12 protein-coding genes are annotated in these 16789 nt (G+C 67.8%); 1 reads left to right on the top strand and 11 read right to left on the bottom strand.

All coding sequences use genetic code 11. The annotated features are described in order from the left end of the window. Nucleotide 1: 1 nt before the first annotated feature. The 11 genes from icmH to ACSSVZ_RS00325 all read right to left on the bottom strand — a co-directional run bounded on the left by icmH (nucleotide 2) and on the right by ACSSVZ_RS00325 (nucleotide 13147). On the bottom strand, nucleotides 2-952 hold the full coding sequence (icmH, locus tag ACSSVZ_RS00375) for a type IVB secretion system protein IcmH/DotU (RefSeq protein WP_453967615.1): 951 nt from the start codon (nucleotides 950-952) through the stop codon (nucleotides 2-4). 176 nt (nucleotides 953-1128) lie between these two features. After that, entirely contained in the window at nucleotides 1129-2460 is a 1332-nt protein-coding gene (gene tssK, locus ACSSVZ_RS00370) for a type VI secretion system baseplate subunit TssK (RefSeq protein WP_453967614.1), read from the bottom strand. A gap of 98 nt (nucleotides 2461-2558) precedes the next feature. Next, nucleotides 2559-3071 (bottom strand): type VI secretion system lipoprotein TssJ, encoded by a 513-nt coding sequence (gene tssJ / locus ACSSVZ_RS00365; RefSeq protein ID WP_453967613.1) that lies wholly within the window; start codon nucleotides 3069-3071, stop codon nucleotides 2559-2561. Continuing rightward, nucleotides 3071-5083, bottom strand: coding sequence for a type VI secretion system-associated FHA domain protein TagH (tagH, locus tag ACSSVZ_RS00360; protein WP_453967612.1), 2013 nt, complete (start codon nucleotides 5081-5083; stop codon nucleotides 3071-3073). Before tagH ends, tssJ begins: the two co-directional genes overlap by 1 nt. Beyond that, on the bottom strand, nucleotides 5080-6108 hold the full coding sequence (tssG, locus tag ACSSVZ_RS00355) for a type VI secretion system baseplate subunit TssG (RefSeq protein ID WP_453967611.1): 1029 nt from the start codon (nucleotides 6106-6108) through the stop codon (nucleotides 5080-5082). Before tssG ends, tagH begins: the two co-directional genes overlap by 4 nt. Next, nucleotides 6105-7862 carry a type VI secretion system baseplate subunit TssF gene (gene tssF / locus ACSSVZ_RS00350; protein ID WP_453967610.1) on the bottom strand — a complete coding sequence of 586 codons (1758 nt, stop codon included), beginning with the start codon at nucleotides 7860-7862 and terminating at the stop codon, nucleotides 6105-6107. The genes tssG and tssF overlap by 4 nt, the downstream gene beginning before the upstream one ends. A gap of 16 nt (nucleotides 7863-7878) precedes the next feature. Next, nucleotides 7879-8298 (bottom strand): type VI secretion system baseplate subunit TssE, encoded by a 420-nt coding sequence (tssE, locus tag ACSSVZ_RS00345; RefSeq protein WP_453967609.1) that lies wholly within the window; start codon nucleotides 8296-8298, stop codon nucleotides 7879-7881. A gap of 121 nt (nucleotides 8299-8419) precedes the next feature. Then, a complete protein-coding gene (gene tssC, locus ACSSVZ_RS00340; protein ID WP_453967608.1) occupies nucleotides 8420-9907 on the bottom strand; it encodes a type VI secretion system contractile sheath large subunit in 1488 nt (495 codons plus the stop codon). 158 nt (nucleotides 9908-10065) lie between these two features. After that, nucleotides 10066-10596 carry a type VI secretion system contractile sheath small subunit gene (gene tssB, locus ACSSVZ_RS00335; protein ID WP_453967607.1) on the bottom strand — a complete coding sequence of 177 codons (531 nt, stop codon included), beginning with the start codon at nucleotides 10594-10596 and terminating at the stop codon, nucleotides 10066-10068. 80 nt (nucleotides 10597-10676) lie between these two features. Further along, nucleotides 10677-12377 (bottom strand): type VI secretion system protein TssA, encoded by a 1701-nt coding sequence (gene tssA, locus ACSSVZ_RS00330; protein WP_453967606.1) that lies wholly within the window; start codon nucleotides 12375-12377, stop codon nucleotides 10677-10679. A gap of 149 nt (nucleotides 12378-12526) precedes the next feature. Then, nucleotides 12527-13147, bottom strand: a complete 621-nt coding sequence (locus ACSSVZ_RS00325; RefSeq protein ID WP_453967605.1) for a hypothetical protein — start codon at nucleotides 13145-13147, stop codon at nucleotides 12527-12529. 448 nt (nucleotides 13148-13595) lie between these two features. Here ACSSVZ_RS00325 and ACSSVZ_RS00320 point away from each other — a divergent pair, with 448 nt between their 5' ends. Further along, nucleotides 13596-16748 (top strand): DUF2169 domain-containing protein, encoded by a 3153-nt coding sequence (locus tag ACSSVZ_RS00320; protein WP_453967604.1) that lies wholly within the window; start codon nucleotides 13596-13598, stop codon nucleotides 16746-16748. The last annotated feature ends 41 nt before the right edge of the window (nucleotides 16749-16789 follow it).

Below are 16789 nucleotides of genomic sequence, written 5' to 3'. Positions count from 1 at the left end.
CCTACCTCACCGAATTCTGCAAAGCCTGGATCGCACTGAGCGTCGGATCGAGATCCTCGTGCAGGCGGAGCTGGAAAAACACATAGAGAATGACGAGCAGCACTCCGCTCGCCGTGAAGGCGACCCAGAGCGGCACGAACGAGCGGATCGAGCGCTTCTTCTTCTTCCCCTCCACCGTCGCCGCCAGTTCGGACGGCGGAGCCGGAAGGTACTCGCGCAACTGCCGGCCGAGCCGGGTGCGGACGTTCTCGAGCTGATCGCGGCCGCCTTCGATGACCCGGTAGCGCCCCTCGAAGCCGAGCAGCAGGCAGGCATCGATCAGGCGCAGCACCGCAATGTACTTCTTCGGCTGATCGAGGATGCGCTCCAGCAGCTGGAACACCTTCTCGCCGCCCCACGTCTCGCCGTGATACTCGCTGAGCAGGCTCTGCTTGCTCCAGGTCGAGCGGCTTCCCCACGGCGTGGTCAGCACCGTTTCGTCGAGCAGCGAACAGAGGACGTAGCGCCCCGCGGTGATCTCGCCCGCCGAGGCGCCGGCCTTGGCGGAGCGCTCCTCGAACCGCGTGATCTCCACCGAGATGCGGCGCCGCAAGGCGTCGATGTCGGCGAACTCGACGGCGTTCCTCAGTTCGGCGGCCAGCACCAGCAGCGGTTCGGCGCAGACGAGCAGGATCTCGTCGCTGCGCTGCGGCTGGCGCCGAAGGAGCATGTCGTAGCCGGCGCCATCGGACGATCCGTCGGTGCCGGACGACACGTCGGCACCGGTTTCGCGCGGACGCGGCATGGCAACGGTCGACTCGTCGCCCGCGCGGTCGCTGCGCAGCGTCGCGTCGTCGTCATCGTCGCCGTCGACCAGGTCCTTCAGGCTGGTGCGCGCACGCGGGCTCACCTTCGCGCTGCCCCGGGCGCCCGGCTGGAGGATCGTCGGATCGTCGTCGCTTGTGTCTGTCATCGCTCCCGCAACCTGGCGGCTTCTCCCTTCCGGGTCAGGCCGCGGCCGCCCCCCTCGTACGTCGCCCGTTCCGTCTCGCCGTCCCAGAGCATCCCTTGTTCAGATCGACCCGATCCGGACCGGAAGGAAGTGCTCAACGCATTGTTTCTGGTGCCATTTCCCGGTGGGGATCGGCCCTAGGATGTTCTCACCGCCCAGAATTCCATGTGCAGATCAGGATAGTCGCCGCTCACGTGAAAGGCGAAAGCGGCCGAATTCTTCAGCCGGCCCCAGAGTTCGGCGGACTGGTCGAGCTCGAAATAGAAGCCGTTGCGCAGCACCGGCAGTTCGCGCGGGACCACGTTGACCGGCCGCAGCGAGATGCCCGGAAGCTGCAGGTTGACGAGGTCGCGGATCTGCTCGACCGGGCCGACCTTGGTGCGAACCGGGAATTCCCGGCTCATGTTCTCGCTCTGCACGCTGGCCGTGGCGACGAGAATGAGCCGGCAGCCGGTGAAGATCGTCCGATCGGCGATCTGGCCGATCCAAATGCCGTAATTCTTCTGCTCCAGCGGGATGCGGATCGCCTTGCGTTCCGTCACGCTGGCGAGCAGCTGCTGCACCCGGACGAGGAGCGGCGGAAACACCGCCTCCGGCGTTTCGTGGATATAGGGCGGGATCTCGTCCGGCCGCCGCACCTGGCCCAGGAAGGCCGTCAGCTCGGCCACCACCGCGATCATCGCGCGGTAGAGCGCCTCGGGATGCGTTCCCGGCATCTGCGACAGATGCTGGAACAGCAGTTCCTGCCGGTTGATCACGCTCAGCAGGATGATGTCGAGCAGTCCGGCGGTGTCGCTGTCGCTCTGCGTCGGGCCGGCCCGTTCCGCCAGATAGGTTCCGCGCTGGCTCAGCAGGCGATGGGTCTCGCGCGTCACCTCCAGGATCGCCGGCACGGCATGGATGTCGAGGCACGGCCCCATGAACGACCGGTCGAGTTCGACCGCCCCGCCGGGCTCGACGCTGTGGATGCGCCCCACCGGTAGCTCGCAGCAGTCTTCCACCGCGGCGCTGCCGATGGCGATCCGCACGTTGGGCACACCGACGGTGATGCGGACCGCCGGACGGTCCGGACCGGTCGCATCACGCGTCTCGATCTCGCTCGCGACCATCCGCTCGAACTCGGTCGATCGGCCGAGCTCGACGCCGTCACCGGCGCGCAGCGGCAGCACCAGCTTCACCGGCATGCCCGCATCGCCCGTCGAGACCTTCTTGGCCGGCGGGAGCGCCACGTCTTCCGGCGCGCGCAGGGCGGTGCCGTCCGGCAGGATCGCCCGCAGGCTGGTCACGACGATGCGGCCCATGGCGAGGGCCTGCTTGTCGATCGCGATGCTGCGGAGGCCCCAGGCCGCGGGCGAGAGCCCGGAGGCGCGCTCGTCCACCAGCCGCTCCACCCAGCGGTCGTGCTGCTGGAAGTGCTGCGGGGACATGAACATCCCCTCGAACCAAAGCGTTCTGCTCGTCAGTGACATCTAACAGCATGCCTCGTCGGGTACGACGGTTTGTGGGTGCACACGCCGGCCCCGGCGGACAGCCGGCACAGACGTCCAGGGGCGCGGTCGCATGGTCATCAGAACACGCCCAGCGCCTTCTTCTCCTTGGCCGTCAGCGTGACGGCAAGGCTGGTGAGCTCAATGGTGACGATGTTTTCCTTGTTCTTGACCAGCGGCGCCGATGCGCGCCAGGTCGCGGAATCGATGTCGCGGAACCCGGCCAGCACGGCGATGTAGGCGGTTTCGTCGGGCGTTGTCTTCTTGATCTTCTTGGTCGTGCCCGGCGCGATCTCATATTCCTCCTTGGCGACGAGATCGGCACCGATCGTCTTGGTGTCGTCGTCGTAGAGCTGGAAGAATTCCGCCTGGTTGAAGCCCGAAACCGCCTTCAGCTCGTAGATCCGCACGACGACCGGCGAGGACTCGTCGTCGGCGTTCGGATTGAGCGACGCATTGGCGGAAACCGTAATGTCGAGCGCGGTCGGAGCCTTCTTGAAGAGACCGCCTCCGCCGCAGCCCGCAACGACGAGCGCCAGGGCAAGCGCCGCGAAGGGGAAATGGCGAAAACGGGCTCGAAACGTCTCAGTCATCAGGGCCGATCCTTGGCTCGGAGGGTGGCGAGTGTCTTTTCGTAGGCGCGCAGGAACTGCTCCGAAACGATCTTGCGCGACGTGGCCTCCGGATCCTGGGCCAAGCCCGCGTGAAGATCCTTATAACGCTCCCAGAGCGCTTTTCCGTCACCGCGTCCAAAGAACCCGCCGGCGGCGTCCTCGGCCTGGATCGATGCCGGGTCGAGCTTCGCCAGCACCGTAGCGATCGCTTCCTGCATCGCCGTGACAGACGCCAGCTCATGCGCCTTCAGCTCGTTGAACCCTTCCTTCATGCCCGCGCTGACCGAAAGGAACCCGGTCTCGGTATCGTCGCCGGCCTTTCCGGCGACGGCCTTTCTGAGCGCCTCGGCACCCGTCTTGTAGAACTTGAACGGGTTGTTCTTCTCCGGACGGATGCGGGTGCGGTCGAGCCTGAATTCCTCCTTGAAGAGGCGCCGGGCGGCCAGCACGTCGACGAGCCCCGCGGCAGCCGCCTTCGCGGTCCGGCCGATCTCGCAGGCCACGGCCTCGCGATCGGCCTCCGGAACCGTTGCCGGATCGATCCCCGCCGCCGTCAGCACCGTATCATAGGAGACGCCGCCGACCGCGGCCACCGCCGGCGCAGGCATCGGCGAAGCGGCGGGTGCAGGCGCCTGGGCTTCCGCGGCGTACTGGGTGGCGGCCGCCCTGTGGCTGGCCCGCTCGCGCAGGACGGACACGGGGTCGAGGGAGTTGCCGGCCGGCGTCTCGCGCCGGGCGCCGCCGCCGGTCGCCGGCGTCACCAGGTCGGACAGCAGATTGTTGCCCGGCGCGCGCCGCGGGCGCCGGGCCGGGTTGGCGTCCTGCGCCGGCGGCACGTCCGTCCGGGCGGTCGCCGAAACCGAGGTCGCATCGCGGCCCGCCGGCTGAGGCGGAACCGACGTCGCCGCGCCGGGCGCCGGAGGGGCGCCGAGCAGTTCCTCCATCGGCGGCAGCGGCGGGACCGCCGCCTGTCCGGACGCGGGCGGGCTCATCGGGGCGATGAAGCTGCCGGGCGCCGCCGCGGCAGAACCGCCTGCGCCGAGAAGGTCCTCCCAGGACAGGTCGTGGGGAAGCGCCGCCTCCCCGCCGCCGCCGTCGTCGGGAGACCGCGACGTCGTCTGGGTGCCGTAGGAGGTGATCTCGGTCGCATCGCGCGGGATCTGGCGGACCGACGGGCGAACGGGCTCGGCGAACGGCTCGCCGAGTTCGGTCGCCAGCGCGTCGCTGAGGCGGGTGCCGAGGTCGGTCGGCCTGACGGGAACCGGCGCGGCCTCGGGCGGGATCTGCGGCGCATGGGTGGTGGCGTTGCCGTCGCCGTAGCCGGGGTCCGCAGACAGCCAATCCGTCCCGACCCGACCGCCGTCGGAGCCGCGCGGCAGGCTGGTCGACGACGTGCCGAGATCGGAGAACGGATCGTCCTTGCGCTGCGGTGCCGTCGATCCGAAGAAGGCGCCGAGCGTGTCGTCCCTGCCCTTGCGGCCGCCCTCGCCCGATCGCCTCTGGGCCGGCTGGGGCGCCGCCGGGCGGGCGCGTTCGGGCACGACCGAAAGCGCCTCGTGGTCGGTTCCCGCGCCCAGCATGTCGAGCGGATCCGTACTGAGGCCGCGCGACGGCGCCTCCGGTGCGATCGACATGCGCGGCGCCGCGCGGGTGTCCGCGAACCGCTCGCTTTCCTGCAGGGCGGCGACCACCCCGTAGTCGCCGAAGCTCAAGCGCATGCCCTGGCTGATCTCGGCCGAGCGGCCCCGCCCGAGCGGCTCGGACGATCCCCCGACGAACACCCCGTTGGTGCTCGTGTCGGTGATGTAGAAATGGCCGTCGCGGAAGGTGATCGTCGCATGCCGGCCCGACAGCGTCCGGGTCGTATCCTCGATCTGCCAGTCGCACGAGGCGTTGCGGCCGATCACGCCGCCGGATTCGTCGAAGGTGTGTTCGAGACCCCGCTTCAGACCGCCGACCTGGCCGGACCGGATGGAGAGCGTCAGTTTCATGCGGCTTGCCTCCCGGTCTGCGATGCGGCGGTCCCGGGCGAGGGCTCTTCGGCCACCAGCGGGCGATGTTCGCCGGCCACCCGAATGGGCTCGGGGGCCCCCTCGACGCTGCCAAGCCACCCGGTCCATCCGAGCTGCGCGCGCCCGAGCCTGGAGCCGGACGCCTGGTTGTCTTCGAGCAGGAGCTCGACGTCCCACTCCAGCGGATCCTTGAGGGTGAGCTCGATCAGACGGCGCAGACGCGCGTGGTTCTCGCCGCTCGGCAGGAACTGCTTGAACAGCGGCATCGAAAGCGGGCCGACGCGCACGCGGAACTTGCCGAGGCTGTCGTGCACGGACGAGCCGATGATCATGTTCCGGCCAAGCGTCATGGATCCTCCAAGCCGGCCGCGGTCAGCCGGGGAAATCCGCACCTCGCGCGTCGCAAACTCGCGCACCTCGATGGGCACGTTGAAATGATGCGTCAGGATGCTCGCGACAACGTCGGACGACCGGCTGTAGAGCGCCAGCAGCCCGATCTGCGGCAGCAACAGGGCGGATTCCGGATCCGCGCGGCGCTGGCCCTTCGCCGAGGGGGCGCCGTAGAGGCTGAGCAGCCGCGCCGAGATCGGATCGTCGCCACCGTGCCGATAGCGCAGATGATAGCGCCAGCGCGCCCAGATCCGGCGGTACAGCGAGATCAGGCGATGGTTGAAGAAGTCGAGGAAATCCTCCAGCACCGAATCGTCGACGTCGGACTGCAGGATCCGCTCGGTGTAGATGGGCGGCAGCGGCGACGACGGCCCGTAGAGGCCGAGGAAATTCACCCGCAGCTCGACGAGGCCGCTGCCATCGGGCGCCTCGCGCACCTCCGCGACCTCGCGGGCGGGAAAGCCGAGCGAGCGCGCGGCGCGGAACCGCAACCGCTCGGCGTCGGGCCGCTGCGCGACGCCGCCGATGCCTTCCACGTCCAGCTGCGACTGCAGCCGGGACACAGCATTGTTGAACCCGTAGTTGGCCAGCGCCGCGAGAGCGGCGCCGCTCACTGCGGACTCGCTTCCCCGATCCTGGGCGCCCATTCGTACACCGCGTTGCTGTCTATGCCGACAATCCGGAGCAGGTGATGGCTGTTGACCGCCGAGTAGGCCGCGAACAGCACGTTCATCACCGATCCGAACAGGAACAGTTCCCCTTCTCCGCCGATGGCGTTCTCGCTGATCTTCAGAACGATCCGCCGGCTGCGCACCGGACGTCCGTCGAGGAACAGGTCGAACGGTTCGACTTCGACCGCCGAGATGGCGGAGAGGAGGTTGTCGAGTTGCTGGCGCTCCGCCACGTCGTAGGCGGCGCGAAAATCGTAGGCATCGATCACCGCCCGCAGCGCTTCCACCGAAAGCAGCGACCCGAAGTTGCGCGCGAGCGAGGACACCAGGCGCCACTGGATGCCGTCGGTCAGCGGCGGCGCGACCTCGTGGGTGACGGTGGAGATGTTGCGGAAGCTGACGCTGCCCGGCGTATCGGCGGTCGCCTGGGTGACGGAGCCGATCGGCAGGAGATGGGCGACGCCGCCGTTGGTCGCGTCGATGCGCAGCGTGATGGTCTCGGCCTTCGGACTGACGAACTCTTCGCGTCCGTTGACGAACGACACGCTGAGATCGATCCCGTTGGAAAGCGTCGAGGGCTGCGGAAACGCCCGGTAGTAGAAGCGGGAGTCGTCGCGGTTGCCGTGGTCGTGGCGAAAGCTCTCGAAGGGGTAGTAGGTGACCCGGCCGCTCTGTCCCTGCACATAGCCCGACACCTGGCAGATGCCGTGGACGGACTGGTCGGGACGGGGGGCGCGCACGCGGTACTCGGTGCGCCGCGGATCGACGAGGATCGGCATCGCATCGGTGCGGAAGAGGTTCACCGCCGGGGTGGCGTTGAGCTCGATGTGCCGGGTGCTCACCCGCACCTGGTCGGGCAGCGGACGCGCGAACGAGAAGACGATGCTGATCTTCTGGTCCGTGCCTTCGGCGAAGGCCGCCGGCAGCGCCTCGGCCCAGTCCAGGTCGACGAACAGGAACTTGGAGGGGAACAGGAGATATTCCTGCAGCACCCGGAAACCCCAGAAGGTGTTCAGCGAATAGGGGATGACATCATCGCCCTGCCCGAACCCGACCGGCCGCACGACGTCCGGCGACAGCTTCACCGACGCCCCGCTGCCGACCTGCACCCGGACCTCGCGCAGATAGCGCAGCATCCACAGAAGCAGCGTGCGCCCGACGATCGGCTCGCGCTCGCTGGCGAAATGCAGCCGCAGCGGCACCCTGGCCAGCTCCTCGGCCGGGATCGCATCGGTGAGCCGCAGCGTCGCGGACAGGCGCGCCGACGTGGTCCGGTTCTCCAGCGCGACGTCCTCCACCTCCAGCGGCACCACCGATACTGGATAGCGCGTGGTGAACAGGCATTCGCTGCCCTTGACCGACTGGGAGGCGATCGTCGTGTTGCGCGGCACCTCGAGACGCTCCGTCCCGGCCCCGGCCTTGGCCCGGAAGCTGATCATCGTCATCGGCGGGATCGGCTTGAGCAGCTGCGGATTGACGAGCTGCAGCAGGTTGGTCGCGAGCTCCGGCAGTTCGTCGTCGAGCCGCTGGCGCAGCCGCCCGGTCAGGAAGGCGAACGCCTCCAGCATCCGCTCGACGTCCGGATCGTCGGATTCCCGGCCGAGGAAGGACGCCAGCTTCGGGTTGGCGCGCGCGAACTGCTCCCCGAGCTCGCGCAGATAGCTCAGCTCGTCCTCATAGTAGCGATTGATGCTCATCGGACGCGGCTCCAGCTCATCGGCGCACCATCACCCGGCCGTCGTCGGAGAACACCGTTTCGAACGACACCTTTCGCCGCGCACCGTCGACGACGAGCTGTGCCTCGATGTGGAAATTCAACGCCAGCGGCTGATCCGGGTTCGGCACGAAATTGACGTCCACGTCGGTCAGGCGCGGTTCGAACATCTCGATCTGCTCGCGCACGGTGCGCGCAATGGCGGGAAGCGCGTCCGGATAGAGCCCGATGAACGAGTTGAAATCCGGAACCCCGTAGTCCGGCCGGATCTCGCAGCACCCCTCGCGGGCATTCAGCACGCGCAGCAGGTTCGTCATCACGCTTTCGGCCACCCCCGACGGGTCGGGATTGCCGCGCGCGACCGGCCGCCCTGCCTGGGCGGCGTCCAAACGTTCAAGAAGGGTGAGTTCGTAACGCATTACCCTGACCCGTCCGGCGAAGCGCGCCGCCGGGGCATCCCGACGGCGCTGGTGTCATGCGCCGGGTCGACCCGGAAGACGCGCCTGGCAAGGCCGTCTTCCGGACCGATCCGGCGATCGGTCAGCTCTTGTCGAGCTTGCCGTGCAGCGAGAGGGTGAAGTCGGCGCCCATGTACTTGAAATGCGGCTGGATCGCCATGTTCACCCGGTACCAGCCGGGCTCGCCCTCGACGTCCTCGACCACGATGTCCGCCTTCTTCAGCGGGCGCCGCGAGCGGACTTCGGCCGACGGATTTTCCTGGTCCGACACGTACTGGCGGAGCCACGTCGACAGTTCCTGCTGCAGTTCGTTGCGGTCCTTCCAGCTGCCGATGTTCTCGCGCTGGAGCACCTTCACGTAATGGGCAAGGCGCGACACGACGAACATGTAGGGGAGCTGCGTGCCGAGCTTGTAGTTGGTCTCCGCATCGCGGCCCTCCGACGTGGTGCCGAAATATTTCGGCTTCTGCACCGAGTTGGCGGAGAAGAAGGCGGCGTTGTCGCTGCCCTTGCGCATGGTGAGCGAGATGAAGCCCTGCTCGGCGAGCTCGTATTCACGCCGGTCGGAGACCAGCACCTCGGTCGGGATCTTGGTCTGCAGCTGCCCCATGGATTCGAAGTTGTGCAGCGGCAGATCCTCGACGGCACCACCGGACTGCGGGCCGATGATGTTCGGGCACCAGCGGTACTTGCCGAAGGAGTCCGTGAGGCGCGTCGCGAACGCGTAGGACGTGTTGCCCCACAGGTAGTTCTCGGTCTCGCCGGCCGGATCCTCCTCGAAGTCGAAGCTCTTCACCGGAACCGTCTCGCGGCCGTAGGGAAGACGCAGCAGGAAGCGCGGCAGGGTCAGGCCGAAATAGCGCGAGTCCTCGGATTCGCGGAAGCTCTTCCACTTGGCGTATTTCGGACCCTCGAAGATCGATTCCAGGTCCTTCAGGTTCGGCAGTTCCTCGAACTTCTCGACCCCGAACATCTCCGGCGCCACCGCGCCGATCACCGGGGCATGCGCCATGGCGCCGACGGCCGCGGTGTACTGCATCAGCTTCACGTCCTGCGGACCAGGACCGAAATCGTAGTTGGTGATGACCGCGCCGAACGGCTGGCCACCGAACTGGCCGTATTCGGCGGTGTAGACATGCTTGTAGAGGCCGGCCTTCACCGTCTCGGGCGCATCCTCGAAGTCGGTGAGGAGATCGTCCTTCGAGGCATTCAGCATCTCGATCCGGATGTTCTGCCGGAAGTCGGTCCGGTCGACGACGAACTTCAGCCCGCGCCAGGCCGATTCCAGCTTCTGGAAGTGCTCCTGATGCATGATGGCGTTCAGCTGCGCGGACATCTTGCGGTCGATTTCCGCAATCATCTGGTCGACGGCGGAGTTGTTGACCTTCTCGTCGGCCCGGCTCGGCTTCATCAACTCGGCGATGAGCGCCGCAACGCCCTGCTTGGCGACGTCATAGCCGTCGTCCTCGGGCGCCATACGCGTTTCCTGCAGGATCTGATCCAGCAGGGACCCATCGGTCGTCTCTTCGGTTGTCGCACCCTGCGACTTCTGGAGTTCGGATTCGGCCATGGCTTGAAGCCCTCGATTACCTGGTTACGCCCATCGGGGCGATGGTTCTTGTCGCGGACCGTGGGTCCGATCAGTCACAAGCCGGCATCAAGCAGCCGGCGACGCGTCGTGGCAGGCGGGGCGGCAGGTCACGGAACCTGCCGCTCGGGTCGGCGGACTCAGGCCTGCGGCTCGCCGTCCGCGCGCTTCGCCTCGGTCACCGCGGTGAGCTCGGACAGAAGCTTCTCGCGCTGGTCGGAATCGTCGAGCATGCCCTGGATCATCTTGCGGAAGGCCGGCACGTTTCCGAGCGGCCCCTTGAGCGCGACCAGCGCCTCGCGCAGCTCCAAAAGGCGGTTGAGCTCCGGCACCTGGCGGGCGACGTTCTCGGGCTCGAAGTCCTTCAGCGTCTCGAACTTGAGCGAGACCGACATCTGCTCCGGCTCGGCGCCCTCGGCGGCGTCCTCGAGCTTGTTGTCGACGTTCATATCGATGTTCAGGTCATGGCTGCGCATGACGTCGTTGAAGTTGTCCTTGTTGATGTCGGACAGCTTGCGATCTTCGATCGCCGTCTCGTCAGCCTTCAGCGTGTAGTCGCCGAGCATGAGGAGCTTGAGCGGCAGCTCGACCTCCTCCCGGGCGTTGCCGGTCGCCGGCTTGTAGCGGATGTTGACCCGTTCCTTTGGTGCAACCGAAGATTCCTTAGACATTCTGAGCTTCCCCTGTTCGCCCGGGCGCCACGGCTCCCCGGTCTGTCTATCCTGCTATCCTGCTTCAAGTCCTGGCGAATTCAAACTCCGACCCCGAAAGCCCTGGCCGCATCGACCTGAACGAGATCGATGCGCGCCTGCCCCCTCCGCCGGGCGAGGTCGTCTTCGGCGAAGATCGTCGTGGCGGACTCGTGCTGAAGCGCCCTGAGGCGCGTTTCGGCCGCCATCGCCACCAGCCGCGGATCCCAGTCGGCGAGATCCACCGAGCGCGACCGCGAGATCAGATGATCGGTCAGTGCGACCGCATCCGCAATGCGCCCGGCGTCCAGGCACAGCGTCGCCTGGGCGAGCTGCCAGGAGAAGCGGTCTCGGCCGGAGGGGGCCTTGCTGGCCTCGCCCGCCAGGAGGCTCATCGCCTCGCCGCCCTTGCCGCCGGCGAGCAGCGCCCGCGCCCGCGCCGCGGCCTCGGCCGTGGGATCGCCGGCGCCGCCGCCGCCGCCCGACCGGGTGGCCTGCAGCCAGTTCAGCGTCTCGGCGTCCGCAAACGGCGTTCCGTCGGCAAAACTCATGGAAGACAGATCGGCGAACCGGCTCATGAAGACCGCAGTCTGCCCCTCCACCGCCGCCGCGGCCGCCTCGTGGTCGGGACCGAGCTTGCGCAGCGCGCTGGCCGACCAGCGGCTTGCCGTCAGCCAGAACGGGCTGTCGGCCTGCATCTCCTCGGCCTGTTCCACCACGGCGGCATAGGCTCCGGCGGCGAAGCTCTGCTCGAGAAAGGCGATCGTGTCGCCGTCGGGCGCCGGCAACGCCGTGCGGCCGTTGTCGATCTCGGGCAGTTCCGACACCCGGCTCCAGATCGCGGTGCGCGCCAGCGAATAGGACCGCGCGTCGGCGATATTGGCCTGGCGCAGCATCCGCGCGACCTGACGCATGGCATCGGCCAGCTGCGAGACGGCGCGCCCGACATCACCGGAGGAGAGGTCGACGGATGGCATCGCGACACCGCCGGCGCTCGACGGCGCGGCCGAGCCCTGCGGCTGTGCCGTCGACGATGGTGCCGTCGGCTGGCCGGCCGGGCCGGACTGGCTGCCGTCGGGCTGCCCGCCCTGCAGCGCATCGGCGCCAGCGCCGCCTTCGCCGGGCGCGTCGCCGCTGGCGGCCTGCTCGGCGGCCGCAATCGCGCGATCCCGTTCGGCCGCAGCGGCCTCAAGCCTGCCGCGCGCCGTCGTTGCCGGCGTGCGCAACGACCGGACGAGAACCGCGATCGTCGTCTCCAGGTCGAGCTTCTCGTCGAGCGTCGCCGCGACGGATTCCGCCGCCTCGAACGCCGTCACCACCGCGAGATCGTCCGACGGGCCGGGGGTCTCCTTCTCGACGAGCGGTCCCAAGCGTTCCGACAGCCAGTCGAACACGCCGGCGCGCCCACGGGCACGGGCCGGTGGCGGCTGCATCTCGTCCCAGTAGGACGTGCACATCCCGTCGAGGATCAGGAGCCCCGTCGCCAGTCCGGAAAACCCTTCGGTGCGAAAGAGCGCGTAGGCGAGCCAGCAGGCCGGCAGGAGATCCTTGCCCTGCTCGCGCAGGATCGCCAGCCCGCGGTCGCGCACCGCCGGCCAATGCACCGCGGACGGCCCCTCGGTCTCCAGCTTGCGGAACTCGTCCTCGAGCGTGGCAAAGGAATCCCCGCCCCGCACCGGCGCTCCGGCAGGAGCGTCGGCGGATATCGCCGCACCGCCGATCGCGGCGCGCGGGTCCTGAAATTGGTCGCGCCAGGCAGACACGATCAGCTCCCCCAACAAGCTTGCCGCCCAGCCGGTCCGGCGGCAGCTCCGTACGACACAAGTATCGTTAAATCTGACTGGCGTGACAAATTAGCGAAATGTAACCTTCGAAAACGCATCGAACGCGCAACTTTTCATTTACGAAACCATCAGCGCAAGTTTGCAGGCGACAGATCCGGGGCCGGCAACTTCGGTCCGGCCGGAGTGGATACTGCCGGCGCCGCGGCACTGGGCGCGGCGGGCGGCTTGTCGATGTCGATCCCGCATTTGCGGGCGAACGTCCGGGTGGTCACGGTGGAATCCTTGGCCGACGCCGTGTCGGTCCAGGACACCCCGTAGCTCTGCGCATCGACGCCCAGATGGATGGTGACGAGCGCGTTGCGCATGTCCTGGAGCGCCACGTAGATCGCCGCGACGTCGCTGTCGTTGGTGTAGGCGACGCCCTTTTCGCCGAACTGCCGCGCCGTCACGCTCATCGTGTGCTTCGGCCCGCTGTCGGTGCTCGTCCACAGCGTCATCGGGATCGTGCCGAGCACGGCTTCCCAGTTGCCAGGCTGGATATAGGAGAAGGACAGCTTGCCGCCCGGCCCGCACTGGGCCTGCACGCTGTCGGCACGCTCGGCCGACCCGGTCAGCGTATAGCCGCCGTTGCCGTCGGAAGCCAGCGACCAGTCGGCAAGCGACGGCGTCGCCGACAGGAGCACCGCACCGATCGCGGCCACGCCGGCAAGGGCGCGGCCGGCAGCTGCGCGTGGGTACAAGACGTGCATTGATCCATTCCCTCCCAGCCTCGGCCCAGTCCTAGGGCGTCGCATGAGCCAATGCGAGAGCCATCAATGCTGAAACGTGAAATTGATGAACACAAGCTCAACGAATGGTCGCAACGACCGCCGCCGGGTTCGTGAGCCGGAACCATCACGATCGCCCCGCCCAGCGCTCTCTAGCAGGACGCTTGCTTCGGAATGACGACAGTCGCCCGCCCATGCGGGAGCGACGGCGGCGCCGATCGGATCGATCGCGGCCTGCGACCCCGCGGGAACCGTGATCTTCGGCGTCCGATGTCATTCGTTTGTCGCCGATCACGACCTACTATGAATAGGGGCATGGCTAAGCAATTTCGATCAGGGGCCACGACAATGGATCAGGCGAAACGGCCGGGCTTCCGGATCACACCGGCAGCACGGCGGACGTTTGCTCCCGCGCCGCGGGCCTGAGACGATGCCCGGCATCATCAAGCCGATGCGCCTCGGCATCCTGACCAAGTGCACCCCCCATGAGGGCGGCGCGATCTTCACGGTCACCGCCCTGGGCTTTTTCGACCTCCTGGCACCGGACTATCTCCTGATGGAGATGGGCCTCTGGCCGACCGCGGCCGAGCAGCTGCCGCCCGGCTCGGTCCTCGATCTCGGAACGCCCAAGCCGAACGGCGAGCTCATCGTCGGCGGCAGCGCCATTCCGCCGGGCGGGCACCCGGTCGAGAAGCTCCTGGTCCGCGTCAGCGTCGGCCCGATCAGCAAGACGATCATGGCGATCGGCAACCGGGCCTGGGTGCGCGGCGACCACGGTCCCGTGTTCAGCGATCCGCTGAAGTTCAATTCCATTCCCCTGGTGCCGCAGCTGGCCTTCGGCGGCCAGGGCATCGAGGCGAACCCGGTCGGCCGCGGGGCGGGCGGGCGCCAGCTCTACGAAGCCGGCCACAAGGCCTCGCTGCCCAATCTGGAGGACCCCGCGCGGCCGATCCTGGACATCGACGACGCACCTCCGCCGGCCTGGTTCGGCCCCTACCCGCCGGATGCCCCGTGGCGGAAGAAGTATCTCGGCACCTACAACCGCGCGTACATGAAGACGCACTTCCCGGGATATCCGGCCGACTTCGACACCCGCTATTTTTTGACCGCACCGGCGGACCAGCAGCTCGACGGCTATTTCCGGGGCGACGAACCGATCCGGGTCTCGGGCATGTCGTCCAGCCATCCGAAGGTGAAGTCGCGGCTGCCCGGCATCCGCGCCCGCGCGTTCATCCGGCGAACCTCCGAGCCGGCCGGCCTGCACGAGCTCCCGATGAAGCTCGACACGGTGTGGATCTTCGGGTCGGTGAACAAGGGGCTCGTCGCCTTCCGCGGCTCCTGCCAGGTCGAGGACATCGAAGGCGACGACGTCGCCGACGTGATGATCGCCTACGAGCGCATGACCGATCCGCCGCGCGACCCCGAGCACTACTCGGAAGTCTATGCGCTGCGCCGCGACCCCAAGACCAAGGCAGCCCATCTTCTTTCGGACTTCCAGCTTTCACCGGTGATCGACCCGGCCGTGAAGGAGGCCCGCCGGCAACGAAAGCTGGAGGACTTCGAGCGGCGGATGCAGGCTTTCTCCGACGCCCAGGCCTTCCAGATCCGCAAGCAGTACGAGCAGCACGGCCTGCCGACGGCCCTGCTTCCGACGATCCCGATGCCGAAGATCCCGCCGATCGCTGTCCCGACCAAGGAGGAGATCGAGCGGGGCGAGGCCGATTTCGCCGAGCTGCTCGACGATCTCGCCGAGCAGAAGAAGTTCGCCGACACGGTGATGGTGGAGATGGAACAGCTCCGCCGCGACATGATCGCCAAGAGCGGGATGGCGGCCCTCGACGCCCTGCCCTCGCTCGCCGACATCGCGCCGCACATCAAGGCCGATCCGGCCTATGCGGGCGCGCTCGGCCAAATCCACATCGAGGAGGTCGACCGCTCCGAGGCGATGGCACAGCTCGACGCGCTCATCGAGCAGATGCCGACCCTGGCCGATCGGTCCCCCGAGCAGCAGGCCGAAGTCCATGCTGCGGTGGCATCCGCCAAGGACCTCATCACCGGCAAGATCTTCGACGATCCCGATGCGCTTGCCGGGCCTCCCGAGGACCGGTTTGCCCGGGCCCGGGCCCGGGCGCTCGACCTGCCGGAGGCCAGGCCGTTCTTCGAGGCGCGCCGACAGATCGGCGAGGCCGCCGAACGGCTGGAGACCGCCGGCCTGTCGGAGATGCTGTCGGAAGTCCGGGACATCATCGCGCCCGACAAGATTTCCGAGATGCTTGCCCGGATGGAGGACGAGGGGATCGATCCCGCCACGGTGAGCGCTGCGCGCGGGCAGCTCGCCTCGTCGGAAGCAAAGCTCGCCGAACTTCTGCCAATCCTCAAGTCCGACGTTCCGGGGGAAGGCTTCGACGCGCTTCTGGCGGACATCGCCGGACACGCCGCCGCGCGCGCGCCCGCCGACCCGCAGGCGATGGTGCGCGAGTTCACCGCGATGTTCGATCTGATGGAGCCTCTGGTCATCGACGGGAACCGCAAGGCGCGCCTGATCTCGCTGGAACCGGTCGAGCCGCAGCCCCCGCTCGATGCCCGCAGCGCCAAGCGCCTCGGGCGGCTGATCCTCGGCGAAATCGGCATCAACAACCTCGCCGGGCGCGATCTGGCAGGCGCCGACCTGTCTGGTGCCGACCTCTCCGGTGCCGATCTCACCGGAACCATGCTCGATGCCGCCAACCTCGAGGGCGCCAAGCTCGCCCGCGTGAAGGCGCATCGCACGGCGTTCACCGGCGCCAACCTGAAGGGCGCGAACTTCCATGGCGCCGAACTGATCGAGGCGAATCTGGCCTCGGCCAGGATGACCGGAGCCAACTTTGCCAAAGCCCGGATCGAACGCCCGAACCTCATGCTGGCGACGCTCGACGACGTCGACCTGGAAGGCGCCACGCTCGTCCGCTGGACCGTCGCCAACCAGAGCTTTGCGGGCGTCTCGTTCAACGGCGCCCACCTGTCCGAATGCACCTTCATGCGCTGCATCTTCGACAAGGCGCGTTTCAAGAAGGCGCACCTGTTCAAGACCGCCTTCCTGGAAGGCAGCGCCGTCGGCGTCCGCTTCAAGGGCGCCCACCTGGAGAAGGTCGGCTTCATCAAACTGCCCCTCGACGAGGCGGTCTTCGACAAGGCGACGATCCGCCAGAGCGGCTTCATCGGCGAGCCCTCGATGCGGCACGCCAGCTTCTTCGGCGTCCACGCCTCCAAGTCGAGCTGGATGACCGCCGACCTCTTCCGCAGCTGCTTCCTGCGCGCCGAGCTGCATGCCTGCAACTTCATGATGTCCAACGTCCGGCACAGCGATTTCCGGCTCGCCTCGCTGCGCGACTCGCTGCTCATGCGCGCCGACTTCCGCGAGAGCGACTTTTCCGGCGCGAACCTGATGGGGGCCCAGTTCCGCAAGGCGAACCTGTCGTTTGCCTGCCTGGGCAATGCCAACGCCTACCAGGCGGACTTCTCGCTCGCCCGGCTCGTCGGAACGGACCTGCACGACGCCCATCTCGTGCAGACGGCCTTCCGTACGCCGGAATCGGTGACCTGATGCGACCGGAACCGACGCCCCCAACGACCACGGGAATGACC

The sequence above is a fragment of the Amorphus sp. MBR-141 genome (assembly GCF_053628695.1).
Note: the sequence above shows the minus strand (reverse complement) of the source record. Positions and strands in the feature narration are given on the sequence as shown.